We start from the raw sequence: 12,909 nt of genomic DNA on the forward strand, positions 1-12,909 counted from the left end.
CATGACCAATACGCCAAGCTGGACACCTCCGCCGCATCCCGATTGGGTCAGTCAGGTCAATCGGGAGGGGAGTTATTTCAATCTTTCGGCAGTGGTGCCGCTGGACGAAGAGTCTTTGCTCTTGCAGGCACAAACACTGACTGGACTTTCGGATTTCGGTGACACCGGCTGGCAAGAACCATTTCGCGTGCTTATTCAGGCGCTGGAAACAGAAGCTGAGTTAACTCTGATGGGTCGGCTGATGGCGCGCAGCGATATTCTCCACTGGCTGTCGTCCAGACTGAAAGTGGTTGATACGCTCAAACAAACCCCGGCCATTCTCGAAGAAAAAATCAGCGAACCACTGTTCATTGTAGGACTGCCGCGCTCGGGTACCTCGATACTGTTTGAATTGCTGTCGCAGGATCCCGATGTGGGTGTGCCGCTTATCTGGGAAGCTTTGCAGCCCTGTCCACCGCCGGAACCAGAGAGTTACCACTGTGATCCGCGCATTGAAATTGCTGACAGTCTGGTGACTCAATGGGGCAGGGTGGCGCCGGAGTTCAATACCATGCACGAGATGCGCGGAGATATTCCTGCCGAGTGCGGACTGATTATGGCAGGTACCTTTATCAGCGATCATATCGCGTCACTGCATCAGACGCCGTCCTATACGGCCTGGTGCGCAGAGGCGGATATGGAGCCAGTGTACCGCTACCACAAAACCGTACTGCAGATTCTCCAATACAGAAATCCGCGGCGGCGCTGGTTGCTGAAGGCTCCTGAACATCAAGTGCATCTGGAGACGCTGCTCAAGGTCTATCCCGATGCGCGCATCGTGCAAACCCATCGCGACCCGATCAAATGTATGGCGTCAACCACCAGCCTGATGGGCACCCTGTATTACATGCGCAGCGATCAGCCGTTTAATGCCACACTGTTCGAAGATATTATTATGGGCGAAGCGACTGCCCGCCGGCTGGAGAGAGTGATGGAACAGCGGGACAAGGGGGTGGTACCAGAGGCTAATATCACGGATTCGCGCTATCAGGACCTGATGGACACGCCGATGGACTGTATACGCGGCATTTACCGGCACTTTGGTTTGTCATTGAGTGCCGACGCAGAACAAAAGATGCTGGACTATCTGGCCAATAAACCGAAGGGTAAATTTGGGGCTCACAGCTATAAGGTTGATGCGCAGCGCAGCAATGAGCGGGCGCTGTTTCGTCGCTACCAGACGCACTATGGCGTGCCCGACGAGGTCTAGCGTTTAGTAAACGTCTGCCGGTAATTGCGTTGAAATCGTCCCTTATTGAGAGGTGCTTGTAATATGAAATTGGGTTCAGCGCTATTGGTCACTGCGCTGATAATATGCGCTTTCGCGGTCTTGTCCTTTTACAAACAGGGCGAGGTTGTCGACAGTATGGTTGGCAGCGTGGAGCGCTGCGAGCGCCTGGGTGGTGCGGCCGAGTCGCTGTTCCATGCAACGATCAAGACGGACAGTGGAAGCTACATCATTGCCAAGCTGCCGGGCTGTGAAATCGGCGCCGACGTCACCATTCTGGTTAAACGCGGCGCGCTGTTTTTCAATACCGTATTTGCGGCTCAGCCGAAATAGGGCTCTACCCAGCTCAGGCCTTCACGTTCTCGGGGCCCCAGAATGCCCGCATGGAACATACTTTGCCGTCGGCGTTGAATTCAAAGACATCGATGACGTCAATCGTCATGCCGGGGACATTAACTTGAAAGGGGAAGGCGACTTCGTTGCCAGCCCCGCGTGGTTCGCCAGTCAGGGTCAGTTTGGCACCGCTGTTGAGACTGGCTTCGTAGAAGGCAACGATGGCTTCAATGCCGGTATGAATGGCGGTTCCTACGGGGTCTTCAACAGTGGCATCATCGGCGTAAAGTTCGCGGATGATAGCGATATCAGCGGTTTCAAAGGCCTCCAAATAGCGGTGGACGGCAGCGACTTTGTCTGAGTATTCCATTTTTTCTGCTCCTGAAGTTTGCATCAGTATAGGCACTTGTTTGATGGCGGCGAATGACGAAAGCGGCCAAGCCGATTGCATGCCGCCCGCGAGTGGTTTTAACTATTCGGCGACACAAGCTAGCTGACTGCAAATGCGTCGCAATAGCACCCTGTAAAGAAAGGAGCTGACATGCATCCCGAATCCGGGCTTGCCAAGCTGATCGATACGCTGCCACAAGCCGGTGCCATCGAATGGATTGGCGTGCGCCCGGCACGGGGCGAGCCGATGATCGCCGTCGAGTCCGCCCAGTTGTTTGCGGGTAAAGGCCTGGTGGGCGATCGTTTCAAGGGGCGGTTCGGGTCTGCGAGGCAGATAACGCTGATTCAGCAGGAACATCTCGTGGCGATCGCAGGTTTTTTGCATTGCGGCACCGTCGCGCCTGAAACGGTGCGACGCAATATTGTGGTATCGGGCCTGAACCTGCTTGCCTTGAAAAACAAACGCTTTGCTATCGGAGAGACTCTTCTCGAATACAGTGGACTGGCGCATCCCTGCAGCAAGATGGAAGCAGCCCTCGGTCCCGGCGGCTACAATGCCATGCGTGGCCATGGAGGTATAACGGCAAGGGTGATAGAAGGCGGGGTGATGAACGTAGGCGACAGCCTGGTTTGGCAGGGTCACTAGGCCTAGAAGTGAAGCGTTCCTGCTACAGCGTAGTGCGTAATACCCGTCGATGGATTCCGGCGGCGATACATTTTGGGGGTTCACGGTGAGGGCAGTTCTATGCTGGCGGATCTAATTGATGACTGGGACTACGTGCTCCAGTTCTGGTTTGGTGATTCACCCTATGATGGTGAGGTGGCGGCCAAATACAGTGCGTTGTGGTGGGGTAAATCAGCGGATAACGATCAGCTTATCTGGGCCAAGTTTTCGCATCGGGTCGAACAGGCCAGCGCCGGCATTCTGACGCCTTGGCTGGAGCACCCGCCAGGGCGGCTTGCGGCGATTATTCTTATCGACCAGTTCCGACGCAATATCTATCGCGATAAACCTGAAGCCTTTGCCGAGGATGAGCTCGCGCGTCGCTGGTGCCGCGAGGGCCTGGGGGATAATGTGGACACAGAACTGCGGCCCATTGAGCGAGTGTTTTTTTACCTGCCGCTGGAGCACTCCGAAAACCTGGAGGACCAGGAAGATTCCATGCGCCTGTTTACCCAGTTGCGCGACGAAGCCACGGCCGAGATGCGCCCGCTGTTCAATTCCTTCTACGACTTTGCCCGACGCCACTACGACATCATCAAACGCTTTGGTCGCTTTCCTCACCGCAACGCCATTCTCGGCCGGGAGTCGAGCGTGGAAGAGATCCGGTTTTTACGTGAGCCGGGCTCTTCCTTCTAACAAGTCAGTTATGCTGCCAAACGCCCGAGCTGGCGCAGGATGACAGAGAGGCTCATATAGTCCGCCTGTTGGGTGCTGCGCACTTCGGCTATCAGGTCGCGCAGGTAGTCGGTTTGAACACTTTGCTGTTGCACCCAAGCCTGAATCTCCTTGATCGGGTCGGCCTTGCGTTTGATTTCTCCGGCAACCTTGGCACAAAGGTCCCGATGGCGTTGATAAAGGTCGTCGCGCAGGGCATTGCGCGCCAGAGCGTGCCATCGGGTTTCTGCTTCCAGCTGTTCGATCTGGCGTCGCACCCAGGTTATTTCCAGTGTGTCGGCAAGCTGGAAGTAGAGTGTGGCGGCAAGCTCGGCATCGGCGCGGGTCTGTTCCTTCAGCCAGGTGATGTCAGGAGCGGCATAGAGCGCCTTGAGAGTGACCACTCGGCGCGCCAGCGCTTCGGGCACGCCCTCACTTTGGTAGTGTTGCAGTTTGTCATTGAGCAGGGTTAATTCCCCCTGACTCAAGTAACGGTCGATGTTTTCGCTCAACATCCGGACTTCCGGCTGGTAGCGGTCTATCAGCGAGCGAATGTCGGTAAGGGGCAGTTTGCTATTCAGCAGCCACAGGGTGACATGTTTAATCAGGCGGCGGATTTCCAGCATCATTTTCAGTTGCAGGCCGGCATCAATTTTATTGTCGAGGGTTTCCAGTTCCTTCCAGAGGTCACGCAGCCCGAACAGATCCCGGGCAACAGTATAGGCCCGGGCCATATCTTCAAAGCTGTTGCCCAGTTCATCGTTGAGCCGATGAGCAAAGGCGTTACCCATGCGGTTGACCAGGCTGTTGGTGACGACTGTGCAAATAATCTCGCGCCACAGACGGTGATTGGGTATCTGCTTTTCAAAACGCTCAACCAGTTTGGCGGGGAAGTAGCGCACCAGCTCCTGGGCGAGATAGGGGTCTTCAGGAACGCAGGATTCAATCAGCAGCTTGTTGATATGGATCTTGGCATAGGACATCAGGCAGGCCAGTTCCGGTCGGGTAAGGCCCTCTCCGGTCGTGCGGCGCGCCTGCAGCCCTTTTTCGTCGGGCAGGTTCTCCAGTTTGCGGTCTAGACCCGCATCGCGTTCAAGAATACGAATCAGCTCGGCCTGTTCCCCAAGCCGTTCAGGGGCCTGCATCGACAGCATACTGATTGCCTGAGTCTGCAGGTAGTTATTGCGCAGCACATTGTATTCAACCGCCGAGGTCATCTGGCGCAGCAGGCGGTTGCGATCGGCCTGCTTGAGTTCGCCCTCGGCAACCATCTGGTTGAGGAGGATTTTGATATTGACCTCGTTGTCCGACGAGTCGACTCCCGCCGAATTGTCGATAAAATCAGAATTACATCGGCCGCCGTGACGGCAGTATTCGATGCGTCCAGCCTGAGTAAGACCGAGATTGCCTCCCTCGCCGACTACCGCGCAGCGCAGCTCACTGCCGTTGACACGAATGGCATCGTTGGCGCGATCGCCCACTTGCTGGGGCGTTTCGTGCTCGGCTTTGACGTAGGTGCCGATCCCGCCGTTCCACAACAGGTCAACCGGCGCTTTCAGCAGGGCGTGAATCAACTCATCGGGCGTGTAGTCGCCCGGTTCCAGGCCAAGAGCTTCGCAGGCCTCGGTGCTGGGGCTGATGCGTTTGTCTTTTCGTGAGTAGAGTGCGCCGCCCTTGGACAGAAGGCGTTTGTCATAATCCTCCCAGTTTGAGCGCGGCAGCTTGAACAGGCGCTGACGTTCCTTCCAGGTAGTCGCCGGGTTGGGATTTGGATCGATAAAAATATGCTGGTGGTTGAAGGCCGCCTTCAGGCAAATGTGTTTGGACAGCAGCATGCCGTTACCGAATACGTCACCGGCCATATCGCCTATACCCAGTACGCTGAAGTCCTCGCGTTGTATGTCTTTGCCCATTTCCCGGAAATGGCGTTTTACCGCCTCCCAGGCCCCTTTGGCTGTAATTCCCATTTTTTTGTGATCGTAGCCGTTGGAACCCCCGGAGGCGAAGGCGTCACCAATCCAGAAGTTGAATTCCTCTGAAATACTGTTGGCAATGTCTGAAAAGGTGGCCGTGCCCTTGTCTGCAGCGACTACCAAATAGGGGTCATCGTCGTCGTGACAGACCAGGCGATCAGGGCGAGTGATGCGGTTTTTAACCAGGTTATCGGTGATCGACAGCATCGCCCTGATAAAAGTCTTGTAACAGTTGATTACCTCATCCTGAACGGCCTGTCGATCGCCCTGCGTGGGCAGCGCCCGACAGACAAAACCACCTTTGGCGCCAACCGGAACGATGACAGCATTCTTGACCATCTGTGATTTAACCAGACCGAGTACTTCGGTACGGAAATCTTCAGGCCGGTCAGACCAGCGCAGCCCGCCGCGGGCGACCTTGTCACCGCGCAGATGAACGGCTTCCACCCAGGGGGCATGTACCCAGATTTCGTAGCGCGGCCGCGGTGCGGGGGCCTCCGGTATATCGCGCGGCGAAAACTTCAGCGCGTATACTGCCTGCTGATCGTCGAGGTAATAGTTGCTGCGCAGCGTTGCCTGTATCAGGTGTTTGATAGAACGGATCAGGCGGTCAGCGTCGAGGCTCTGCACATCTTCCAGCCCGAACTGCAATTGCTCTTCAATTTTTTTGCAGCGCGTTTCCCGATCACTGATATCCGGTGAAAACCGGGCGTGAAACTGGTCGATCAGCAGTCTGGCCAAGCTGCCGTGTTCTACCAGCAAGCGGCTCAGGTATTGCTGCTCAAAATTGCTCCCCAATTGCTTGAGATAGCGACAGTAGGCTCGCAGCAAAGCTGCTTCGCGCCAGTTTACGTCGGCACTGACCAGCAGTCGGTTAAATTCGTCGTCGTCGCAAAGGCCCTGATGAATGGCAACAAAGGCCCGTTCAAAATTGCTGGAGTCGCTCCAGAAAAGCTGATTGACGTCGACCGCCACTTGGGCGCGAAAATCCTGCACCCAGTAGCAGGTGCCGTCAGCGGCGGCAACCGGGTAGAGGTCCTCCAGCAACAGGCGCAGACCGAGATTGTTCAGGCGCGGCTGGATATCTGACAGGGGTAGGGGCTGTGTTTTGAAATAACAGCGCAGTTCCACCCTGTTTTCCAGTCGCGATATATCCCGGTACAGGCGCACTGATATGGGCTCTTCAGCGCTGTGCAGTTTCTCCAGATGTTCAATATCCGAGAGTGCCTTTTCTGGCGATGTTTTCGCGGTGTAGGCCGCGCTGAAGCCGTCCACATAGTAGCGGTAGATGGCCTGGGCCTGTTTGCGTTCGTAACGCTCATAGATCAGGTCTTTCAAGCGGCCCTGCCAGCTTTCGGTAATGCCGGCGACCAGGGCTTCCAGGGATTCGCTGTCTACCCGCAGTGGCGAGTCGGGTTGCAGTCGAGCGATCAGCTGCAGCCGGGCCATGCGCGAGTCGGTGAAAAAGATATTGAATTCGCAGCTCGCGGCGTTGAGGGCGGTGGCGACGACCTTCTGAATACGTTCGCGTACCTGTTGGCTGTAATTTTCGCGGGGAATATAGACCAGGATCGAATAATAGCGGTGAAAGGGGTCGGCGCGACTGAACACCCGGACTCGGTTGTGCTCTTCAATGGCCAGCACGCCCATGGATATTTTGTAGAGCCCTTTGGTGCTGCTTTGGAACAGTTCGTCGCGGGGGAAGGTCTCCAGAATCTGCAACAGCATTTTGGCGTTGTGGCTTCCGGCCGGGAAGTGGGCCATATCCATGACCGCGCGAATGCGATCAGCCAACAGTGGGATATCCAGCGCTCGACTGTTGTAGGCCGCCCGGGTCATTAATCCGAAGAAGCGGTGTTCTCCGGTCAGCTTGCCGTCTTCGTCAAAGTCCTTGATTGCGATGTAGTCCATGGGTACGAAGCGGCGCACGGGTGAAACGTCAGTCGACTTGGTAATGGTCAGCACCCGGCGGCTGTCCAGGTAGTTTTCCAGCGTTCTTTGACGTTCGGCCGGATCGCTGATGTGCTCCCAGGGTGCAGATTCCAGTTTCAGCCCTAGCCGGGTGTGAGGCGCGACTTGAAGCGATCGCTTGCCATCTCTTTCGGTCAGGTTGAGCTTCACATAGCCGATAAAAGTGAGGTTGTTTTCGGCAATCCAGCCCAGAAAGTTGGTGATCTGGCGGCGCGCCCGAGGTTTCAGCGGCGCCGGACTGTTCTGGTAATGCTCGCGCAGGGACACGGCTTTTGCCCGCATGGCTTTCCAGTCTTTGACTACCACTTCTATATTGGCCAGGGTTTCATGCACCCGTTTTTTCAGCTGGCTGATGGGCAGGGCGTTGATCGTGGGTTCCAGCTCATAGCGGACGAAAGACTCAGCCTGATAATCGGTGGTTTCCTGCTCTTTCCGATCCAGTGCGGTAATGCTTTGTAGCCGTCCGCGCCCGTCCCGTTTCACCCAGAGAATCGGGTGGTTGGATTGCAGTAGGTTGTAGCCACTGTCGTAGAGCAGGTTGGAGAGGGAGTCGAAAATAAAGGGCCGGTCAGCGGTGACCATCTCAAACAGCACGGTACCGCGCTCTTCATCTTCGTGGATATTGAGTTTAACGCTGTTTCCGCGGCGGGTGTTTGCGAGCTCGAGATGGTGGCGGGTGATATTGAACAGCTCGGCGCCGCTGCGACGTTTCAGCTCGTGCTGGTCGATAACATCCCAGTAACGGTCGGCGATCCGAATGAGCTGTTGCTGCTCTTCCTTTGCGGCAACGGACTTGCGAATGTAGGTGTGGAGTTTGCTCAGATTTGATTTCATTGCGAATCCAAAAATGTCTTCTACAGCATGAGCTTAGTAGAAGACGTCGCGAATTCAACCTGAGGATTACCGATCGCGCCCGCGATTACGCGCGCGATCGCTCGGATATTGGCAAGAGGGCTTAAACGGGTTCGGGATCAAACTCGATATGCAAGGTCTTCATGCTGTTCAGAAAGCTGGAGCGCATGTAGTTCGGCTTGTCGGCAAAGCGGGGGTTGCGCAGCCGTGGGATGATTTCGGCGAACATCACCTGCAGCTCAAGGCGGGCCAAGTGGGAGCCCAGGCAAAAGTGCTCGCCGATCCCGAATGAGCGGTGCTCTTTGGCGTTGTTGCGGTGGATATCGAAGCGATCCGGATCGCTAAAGTGATCTTCATCGCGATTGGCAGAGGTGTAGTACATGATGACCTTGTCGCCCTTGCGAATCTGCTGGCCGCCGAGTTCTACATCTGCCATGGCGGTGCGGCGAAACTGCATGACCGCGGGCTCGTAGCGCAGGAATTCCTCCACTGCATTGGGTATCAGTGAGGGGTCATCAATTAGCTCTTGGTGTTGATCCGGGTGCTCAATCAGCAGTTTCATGCCATTGGCGGTCACCGTGCGGGTGGTTTCATTGCCGGCGACCAGCAGCAGGAGGAAGAACTGGGCGAATTCATCGTCGCTCAGTTGCTCGCCGTCGACAGTGCCGGTAACCAGCATATCGATAAGGTTGTCACCGGGGTTAGTGCGGTGGTTTTCCAGGATTTTGTAGCCATAGGTATAGATTTCGGCGGCGGCCATCATGCCTTCTTCGGCCGTGGTTGACAGCTCGGGGTCGTCGGCGCCAATCATGACGTTGGTGTTGTGGAAGATCATATGGCGGTCTTCGTGGGCCACACCCATCAGTTCACAGATCACCTGTAGCGGCAGTTCGGCAGCGACTTCAGAAACAAACTCACATTCGCCGCGCGGCGCCACCTTGTCGACAATGTCTTTGGCCATGTCGCGGATATGGGCGAGTTTTGCCTCGACCACTTTCGGAATAAACGCCTTGTTGACGATGCGGCGATACTTCAGGTGATCCGGCGGGTCCATGTTGAGCATCATCATGCGCTGCATGGCCACTTCTTCTTCGCTCATTTCCGACGACAGCGCCGTGCGCGCAGCCGAGGAGAACAGCTCAGGGTGTTTGGAGATGTACTGCAGGTCGTCGTATTTGCTGACTACCCAGTAGCCCACGTCGGTCAGTGGGTCTTCCTGCCAGTAGACCGGGCGCTCTTCGCGCAGGCGAGCGAAGTGCTCGTGCGGGATACCATTCTGGTAGGCGTCGGGGTCCAGCAAGTTCAGATGGGGGCAGCTCATGGCGGCGTCTCCGTGCAGCAATTGTTATAGGTTTAAAGGCCGCCTTGATGGTGACTAATACCCGTTAGTTTTGCAATGCCGCCGGTCTAGGCTTTTAGTCCAGCGGCATTTTTACCGATCACGGTTAGTAAAGTGGGTGTCACCACTCGCCGGTATTGGCCATGGATTGCCAGGGTTCCTGTGGTGCGAGAGCGTCGCCTTTCTGCAGCAGCTCGACAGAGATATTGTCGGGGGAGCGAACAAAGGCCATATGACCGTCGCGCGGCGGACGATTAATGGTGACACCGCCGTCCTGCAATCGCTGGCAGAGGGCGTAAATGTCGTCGACCAGAAAAGCCAGGTGGCCAAAATTGCGGCCGCCGGAATAGCTTTCCGGGTCCCAGTTGTAGGTCAGTTCCAGGGTGGGGCGTTTTTCTTCTTTGGCCTGGGCTTCGTCATCCGCGGCGGCCAGAAAAATCAGGGTGAAGCGGCCCTTGTCGTTATCGTAGCGGGAGATTTCCTTCATCCCGAGCAGATTGCAGTAAAAGTTGAGGCTCGCGTCGATATCGCTGACGCGAACCATGGTGTGAAGGTATTTCATGCCGAACTCGCCAGTGGTTAAAAGCGAGCACGCTAGAGGGCGGCGCCGACCTTGTCAAACCGGGTCGGCGAGTTTCAGCAGTTGCTTGCCCTGATTGCGGCCTTCAAAAAGCCGATTGAGAGTGGCGGGAATATTCTCAAAGCCTTCCTGAATATCTTCCCGGGTCTTGATCTTGCCCTCCAGTACCCAGGTGCCGAATTCGGCCTGAAATTCCTCGATACGGTGTAAATAGTCGAGCATGATAAAACCCTGCATACGAATACGCCGGGCGATCAGGGTCATCATATTGCGCGGTCCGGGGGGTGGTTCGCTGGCGTTATAACCCGCAATGGCCCCGCACAGCACAATGCGGCCGTGGTCGGCCATCTGTTCTATAGCCGCTTCCAGCATATCGCCGCCAACGTTGTCAAAGAACAGGTCGATGCTCATCGGCGCGATGGCTGCCAGTCGCTCATTAAGGTCTTCATTGCGGTAGTCGATCACCTCATCGACACCGCATTCGGTTTTGAGCCAGTCACATTTTTCCGGGCCGCCAGCAATACCGATAACGCGGCAGCCTTTGAGTTTGGCAAGCTGGCAAACCACCGAGCCGGTTGCACCGGCCGCGCCTGAGACCAGTACCGTTTCGCCGGCCTTGGGTTGGCCCACATCGAACAGGCCGAAATAAGCCGTCATGCTGGTGCCACCAAAGGCCGACAGGGCCATATCAGGTGGTGTGCCGGCGGGCAGGGCATTCAAGCTGCCCGCGCTGTTACTGTCGAACACAGCATAGTCCTGCCAGTTGAGGAAGCCCATGACCAGTGTGCCGACGGGCAGGTCCTCGCGCTCGGACGCGACTACCTGACCAATGCCGGAGGCGCGCATCGGCGTGCCCAGCTCAACCGGCGGCAGGTAACTGGGTTTGTCGTCCATCCAGCCGCGCATGGCGGGGTCAAAACTAAGATAGAGGGTTTTGACCAGAACTTCCCCGGCCTCGAGATCGGGTGTTGGCAAGGGAACCTCGCGATAGCTAAAGGTATTGCTGTCGACAAAGCCTTGGGGGCGCTCAGTAAAAATCCACTGTCGGTTTATTTCGCTCATCATTTTTATTCCGTATGCTTTTTCAATAACACTATACTGGTGACTCGCACTTACTGAACGCGACACTAGCACGGTCATTATTTGAATAACATTTCCGTCAGGTAAGGTGGTTGCATCCTTGCTCGCGGGACGTATCAGGTAACAGGAGCCTCGTTGAATGGGACCACTCTCAGGAATCCGCATTATTGAAATTGCAGGGATCGGCCCCGGCCCCTTTGCCGCCATGTTGCTGGCGGATATGGGGGCTGATGTTATTAGGATTGATCGCCCCGAGGTTTCCATGTTCGCCAACCAGACCGAGCTGGATTTTCTCAATCGCGGCAAGCGCAGCATTTGTATTGATTTGAAAAAAGACGGTGCGGTAGCGCTGGTGGAAAAACTGGTGCGCAGCGCCGACGGCTTTCTGGAAGGCTTTCGCCCTGGCGTGCTGGAAAAGTACGGGCTCGGCCCCGATGACTGTCTGGGCCTCAACGAGCGTCTGGTTTATGGCCGCATGACCGGCTGGGGGCAGGAAGGACCCCTGGCCAACCGCGCTGGCCACGATATCAATTACATAGCACTCGCTGGTGCTCTTGAGCCGATGGGGCGAGCCGGTGAAAAGCCCGCCGTACCGCTCAACCTCGTCGGTGATTTTGGTGGTGGCGGTATGTTGCTGGCCTTCGGCATGGTGTGCGCTCTGCTTGAGGCGAAAAACTCCGGCAAGGGGCAGGTGGTGGATGCGGCGATGGTGGACGGTGCCTCGCTGCTGATGACCAGTATTTTCTCAGCCTTCCAGACCGGTTACTGGGGTGAGCGGGGCACCAACATGATTGATGGCGGTGCGCCGTTTTACGAGGTTTACGAAACCGCTGACGGAAAATATGTCGCCGTCGGTGCACTGGAATCCCAGTTTTACCAGGTGTTGGTGGAACGGCTGGGGCTTGCGGATTCGCTGCCGAATCAATACGACATGGAGCAGTGGCCGGCGATGAAAGAGCGCTTTGCCGAGGTGTTTGCTAGTCGAACCCGGGATGAGTGGACGCAGCTATTTGCCGATACGGATGCCTGCGTCACCCCGGTGCTGGCGCCCAACGAGCTCAAGGATCACCCACACCATAAGGCTCGCAATTCCATCGTTGAGCGCGATGGCGTATGGCAACCGCGAACGGCACCACGCTTCAGTCGCACCGACGGCGGCTCTCCCGCGGATGCAGTAGCGCTGGGCCACAACAGCCACGAAATACTGACGGAGCTGGGTATCAGTGACGCAGACCAGCGGGAGCTGATCGCCAATGGCGTGGTAAGCGCTGCCGGACAGCGAATCGGTGATTAAACAACTCAGCCATTAAAAAAGCTGAATAGGTAAGCGGTGTCGAAATACTCCCAGACTTCGATAATCTTGCCATCTGCGAAACGGAACAGGCTCTGGTAATCGTTGTAATAATCCTCGCCTGTGGCGGTTTTGGCTTCCAGGCTGAAGTGCAGATGAACGCGATCGTCTTCTGCGGTCATTGAGTGGTAGTGAAAAGTCATGCTGTCCTGCTGATAGAACTGCCCGACATCATCACCGAACATTGCCATAACCGCGTCAATGCCGTAGTGATCGCTGCCGCTGGCCGCTTCCGCCGTCGATTTCGGGAAATGCCAGGCGATGTCCTTGTGGAAAAAAGCCCCTATGTCGGCGTTTTCGCCGCGCAGGCGCTTGGCCAGCGTTTTCTGAAACGCCAGTAGCAGGGTTTTGTTCTGTTGCGGATCGGAGCTTGAAGACATCGGGTTACCTTTGGT

11 protein-coding genes are annotated in these 12,909 nt (G+C 56.2%); 5 read left to right on the top strand and 6 right to left on the bottom strand.

Annotated features, from left to right (window positions below):
• Position 1: 1 nt before the first annotated feature.
• The gene (locus ABY734_RS08825) at positions 2-1,249 is read left to right on the top strand and encodes a sulfotransferase (protein ID WP_372778621.1); all 1,248 of its coding nucleotides are present in this window, start codon (positions 2-4) and stop codon (positions 1,247-1,249) included.
• A gap of 63 nt (positions 1,250-1,312) precedes the next feature.
• Positions 1,313-1,600, top strand: coding sequence for a hypothetical protein (locus ABY734_RS08830; protein ID WP_372778622.1), 288 nt, complete (start codon positions 1,313-1,315; stop codon positions 1,598-1,600).
• Positions 1,601-1,613: 13 nt separating this feature from the next.
• On the opposite strand, the gene ABY734_RS08835 is transcribed toward ABY734_RS08830, so the two are convergent.
• The gene (locus ABY734_RS08835) at positions 1,614-1,970 is read right to left on the bottom strand and encodes a nuclear transport factor 2 family protein (protein ID WP_372778623.1); all 357 of its coding nucleotides are present in this window, start codon (positions 1,968-1,970) and stop codon (positions 1,614-1,616) included.
• 171 nt (positions 1,971-2,141) lie between these two features.
• Here ABY734_RS08835 and ABY734_RS08840 point away from each other — a divergent pair, with 171 nt between their 5' ends.
• Together ABY734_RS08840 and ABY734_RS08845 are read left to right on the top strand one after the other, a co-directional pair.
• Positions 2,142-2,636 carry an MOSC domain-containing protein gene (locus tag ABY734_RS08840; protein WP_372778624.1) on the top strand — a complete coding sequence of 165 codons (495 nt, stop codon included), beginning with the start codon at positions 2,142-2,144 and terminating at the stop codon, positions 2,634-2,636.
• A 99-nt stretch (positions 2,637-2,735) separates the two neighbouring features.
• The gene (locus ABY734_RS08845; RefSeq protein ID WP_372778625.1) at positions 2,736-3,350 is read left to right on the top strand and encodes a DUF924 family protein; all 615 of its coding nucleotides are present in this window, start codon (positions 2,736-2,738) and stop codon (positions 3,348-3,350) included.
• An 8-nt stretch (positions 3,351-3,358) separates the two neighbouring features.
• Here the strand turns inward: ABY734_RS08845 and ABY734_RS08850 are convergent, their stop codons facing one another.
• From ABY734_RS08850 to ABY734_RS08865, 4 genes are all read right to left on the bottom strand, one after another.
• The gene (locus ABY734_RS08850; RefSeq protein ID WP_372778626.1) at positions 3,359-8,146 is read right to left on the bottom strand and encodes an NAD-glutamate dehydrogenase; all 4,788 of its coding nucleotides are present in this window, start codon (positions 8,144-8,146) and stop codon (positions 3,359-3,361) included.
• A gap of 121 nt (positions 8,147-8,267) precedes the next feature.
• Positions 8,268-9,485 (bottom strand): cytochrome P450, encoded by a 1,218-nt coding sequence (locus tag ABY734_RS08855; protein WP_372778627.1) that lies wholly within the window; start codon positions 9,483-9,485, stop codon positions 8,268-8,270.
• A 139-nt stretch (positions 9,486-9,624) separates the two neighbouring features.
• Positions 9,625-10,065 (bottom strand): lactoylglutathione lyase, encoded by a 441-nt coding sequence (gloA, locus tag ABY734_RS08860; RefSeq protein ID WP_372778628.1) that lies wholly within the window; start codon positions 10,063-10,065, stop codon positions 9,625-9,627.
• A gap of 54 nt (positions 10,066-10,119) precedes the next feature.
• A complete protein-coding gene (locus tag ABY734_RS08865; protein ID WP_372778629.1) occupies positions 10,120-11,148 on the bottom strand; it encodes an NADP-dependent oxidoreductase in 1,029 nt (342 codons plus the stop codon).
• A 154-nt stretch (positions 11,149-11,302) separates the two neighbouring features.
• Here ABY734_RS08865 and ABY734_RS08870 point away from each other — a divergent pair, with 154 nt between their 5' ends.
• On the top strand, positions 11,303-12,457 hold the full coding sequence (locus ABY734_RS08870; RefSeq protein WP_372778630.1) for a CaiB/BaiF CoA transferase family protein: 1,155 nt from the start codon (positions 11,303-11,305) through the stop codon (positions 12,455-12,457).
• Positions 12,458-12,462: 5 nt separating this feature from the next.
• On the opposite strand, the gene ABY734_RS08875 is transcribed toward ABY734_RS08870, so the two are convergent.
• On the bottom strand, positions 12,463-12,894 hold the full coding sequence (locus tag ABY734_RS08875; protein ID WP_372778631.1) for a nuclear transport factor 2 family protein: 432 nt from the start codon (positions 12,892-12,894) through the stop codon (positions 12,463-12,465).
• Positions 12,895-12,909 lie beyond the last annotated feature (15 nt).

Origin of the sequence: Litorivivens sp., assembly GCF_041624475.1 — a bacterium.
Classification (GTDB): Bacteria; Pseudomonadota; Gammaproteobacteria; order Pseudomonadales; family Spongiibacteraceae; genus Litorivivens.

What these genes read in the sequence shown, in the direction of transcription:
- ABY734_RS08855 (WP_372778627.1), bottom strand. Translation starts at nt 9,485, where the DNA reads ATGAGCTGCCCCCATCTGAACTTGCTGGACCCCGACGCCTACCAGAAT.
- ABY734_RS08840 (WP_372778624.1), top strand. Translation starts at nt 2,142, where the DNA reads ATGCATCCCGAATCCGGGCTTGCCAAGCTGATCGATACGCTGCCACAA.
- ABY734_RS08875 (WP_372778631.1), bottom strand. Translation starts at nt 12,894, where the DNA reads ATGTCTTCAAGCTCCGATCCGCAACAGAACAAAACCCTGCTACTGGCG.
- ABY734_RS08825 (WP_372778621.1), top strand. Translation starts at nt 2, where the DNA reads ATGACCAATACGCCAAGCTGGACACCTCCGCCGCATCCCGATTGGGTC.
- ABY734_RS08845 (WP_372778625.1), top strand. Translation starts at nt 2,736, where the DNA reads ATGCTGGCGGATCTAATTGATGACTGGGACTACGTGCTCCAGTTCTGG.
- ABY734_RS08870 (WP_372778630.1), top strand. Translation starts at nt 11,303, where the DNA reads ATGGGACCACTCTCAGGAATCCGCATTATTGAAATTGCAGGGATCGGC.
- ABY734_RS08850 (WP_372778626.1), bottom strand. Translation starts at nt 8,146, where the DNA reads ATGAAATCAAATCTGAGCAAACTCCACACCTACATTCGCAAGTCCGTT.
- ABY734_RS08830 (WP_372778622.1), top strand. Translation starts at nt 1,313, where the DNA reads ATGAAATTGGGTTCAGCGCTATTGGTCACTGCGCTGATAATATGCGCT.
- gloA (WP_372778628.1), bottom strand. Translation starts at nt 10,065, where the DNA reads ATGAAATACCTTCACACCATGGTTCGCGTCAGCGATATCGACGCGAGC.
- ABY734_RS08865 (WP_372778629.1), bottom strand. Translation starts at nt 11,148, where the DNA reads ATGATGAGCGAAATAAACCGACAGTGGATTTTTACTGAGCGCCCCCAA.
- ABY734_RS08835 (WP_372778623.1), bottom strand. Translation starts at nt 1,970, where the DNA reads ATGGAATACTCAGACAAAGTCGCTGCCGTCCACCGCTATTTGGAGGCC.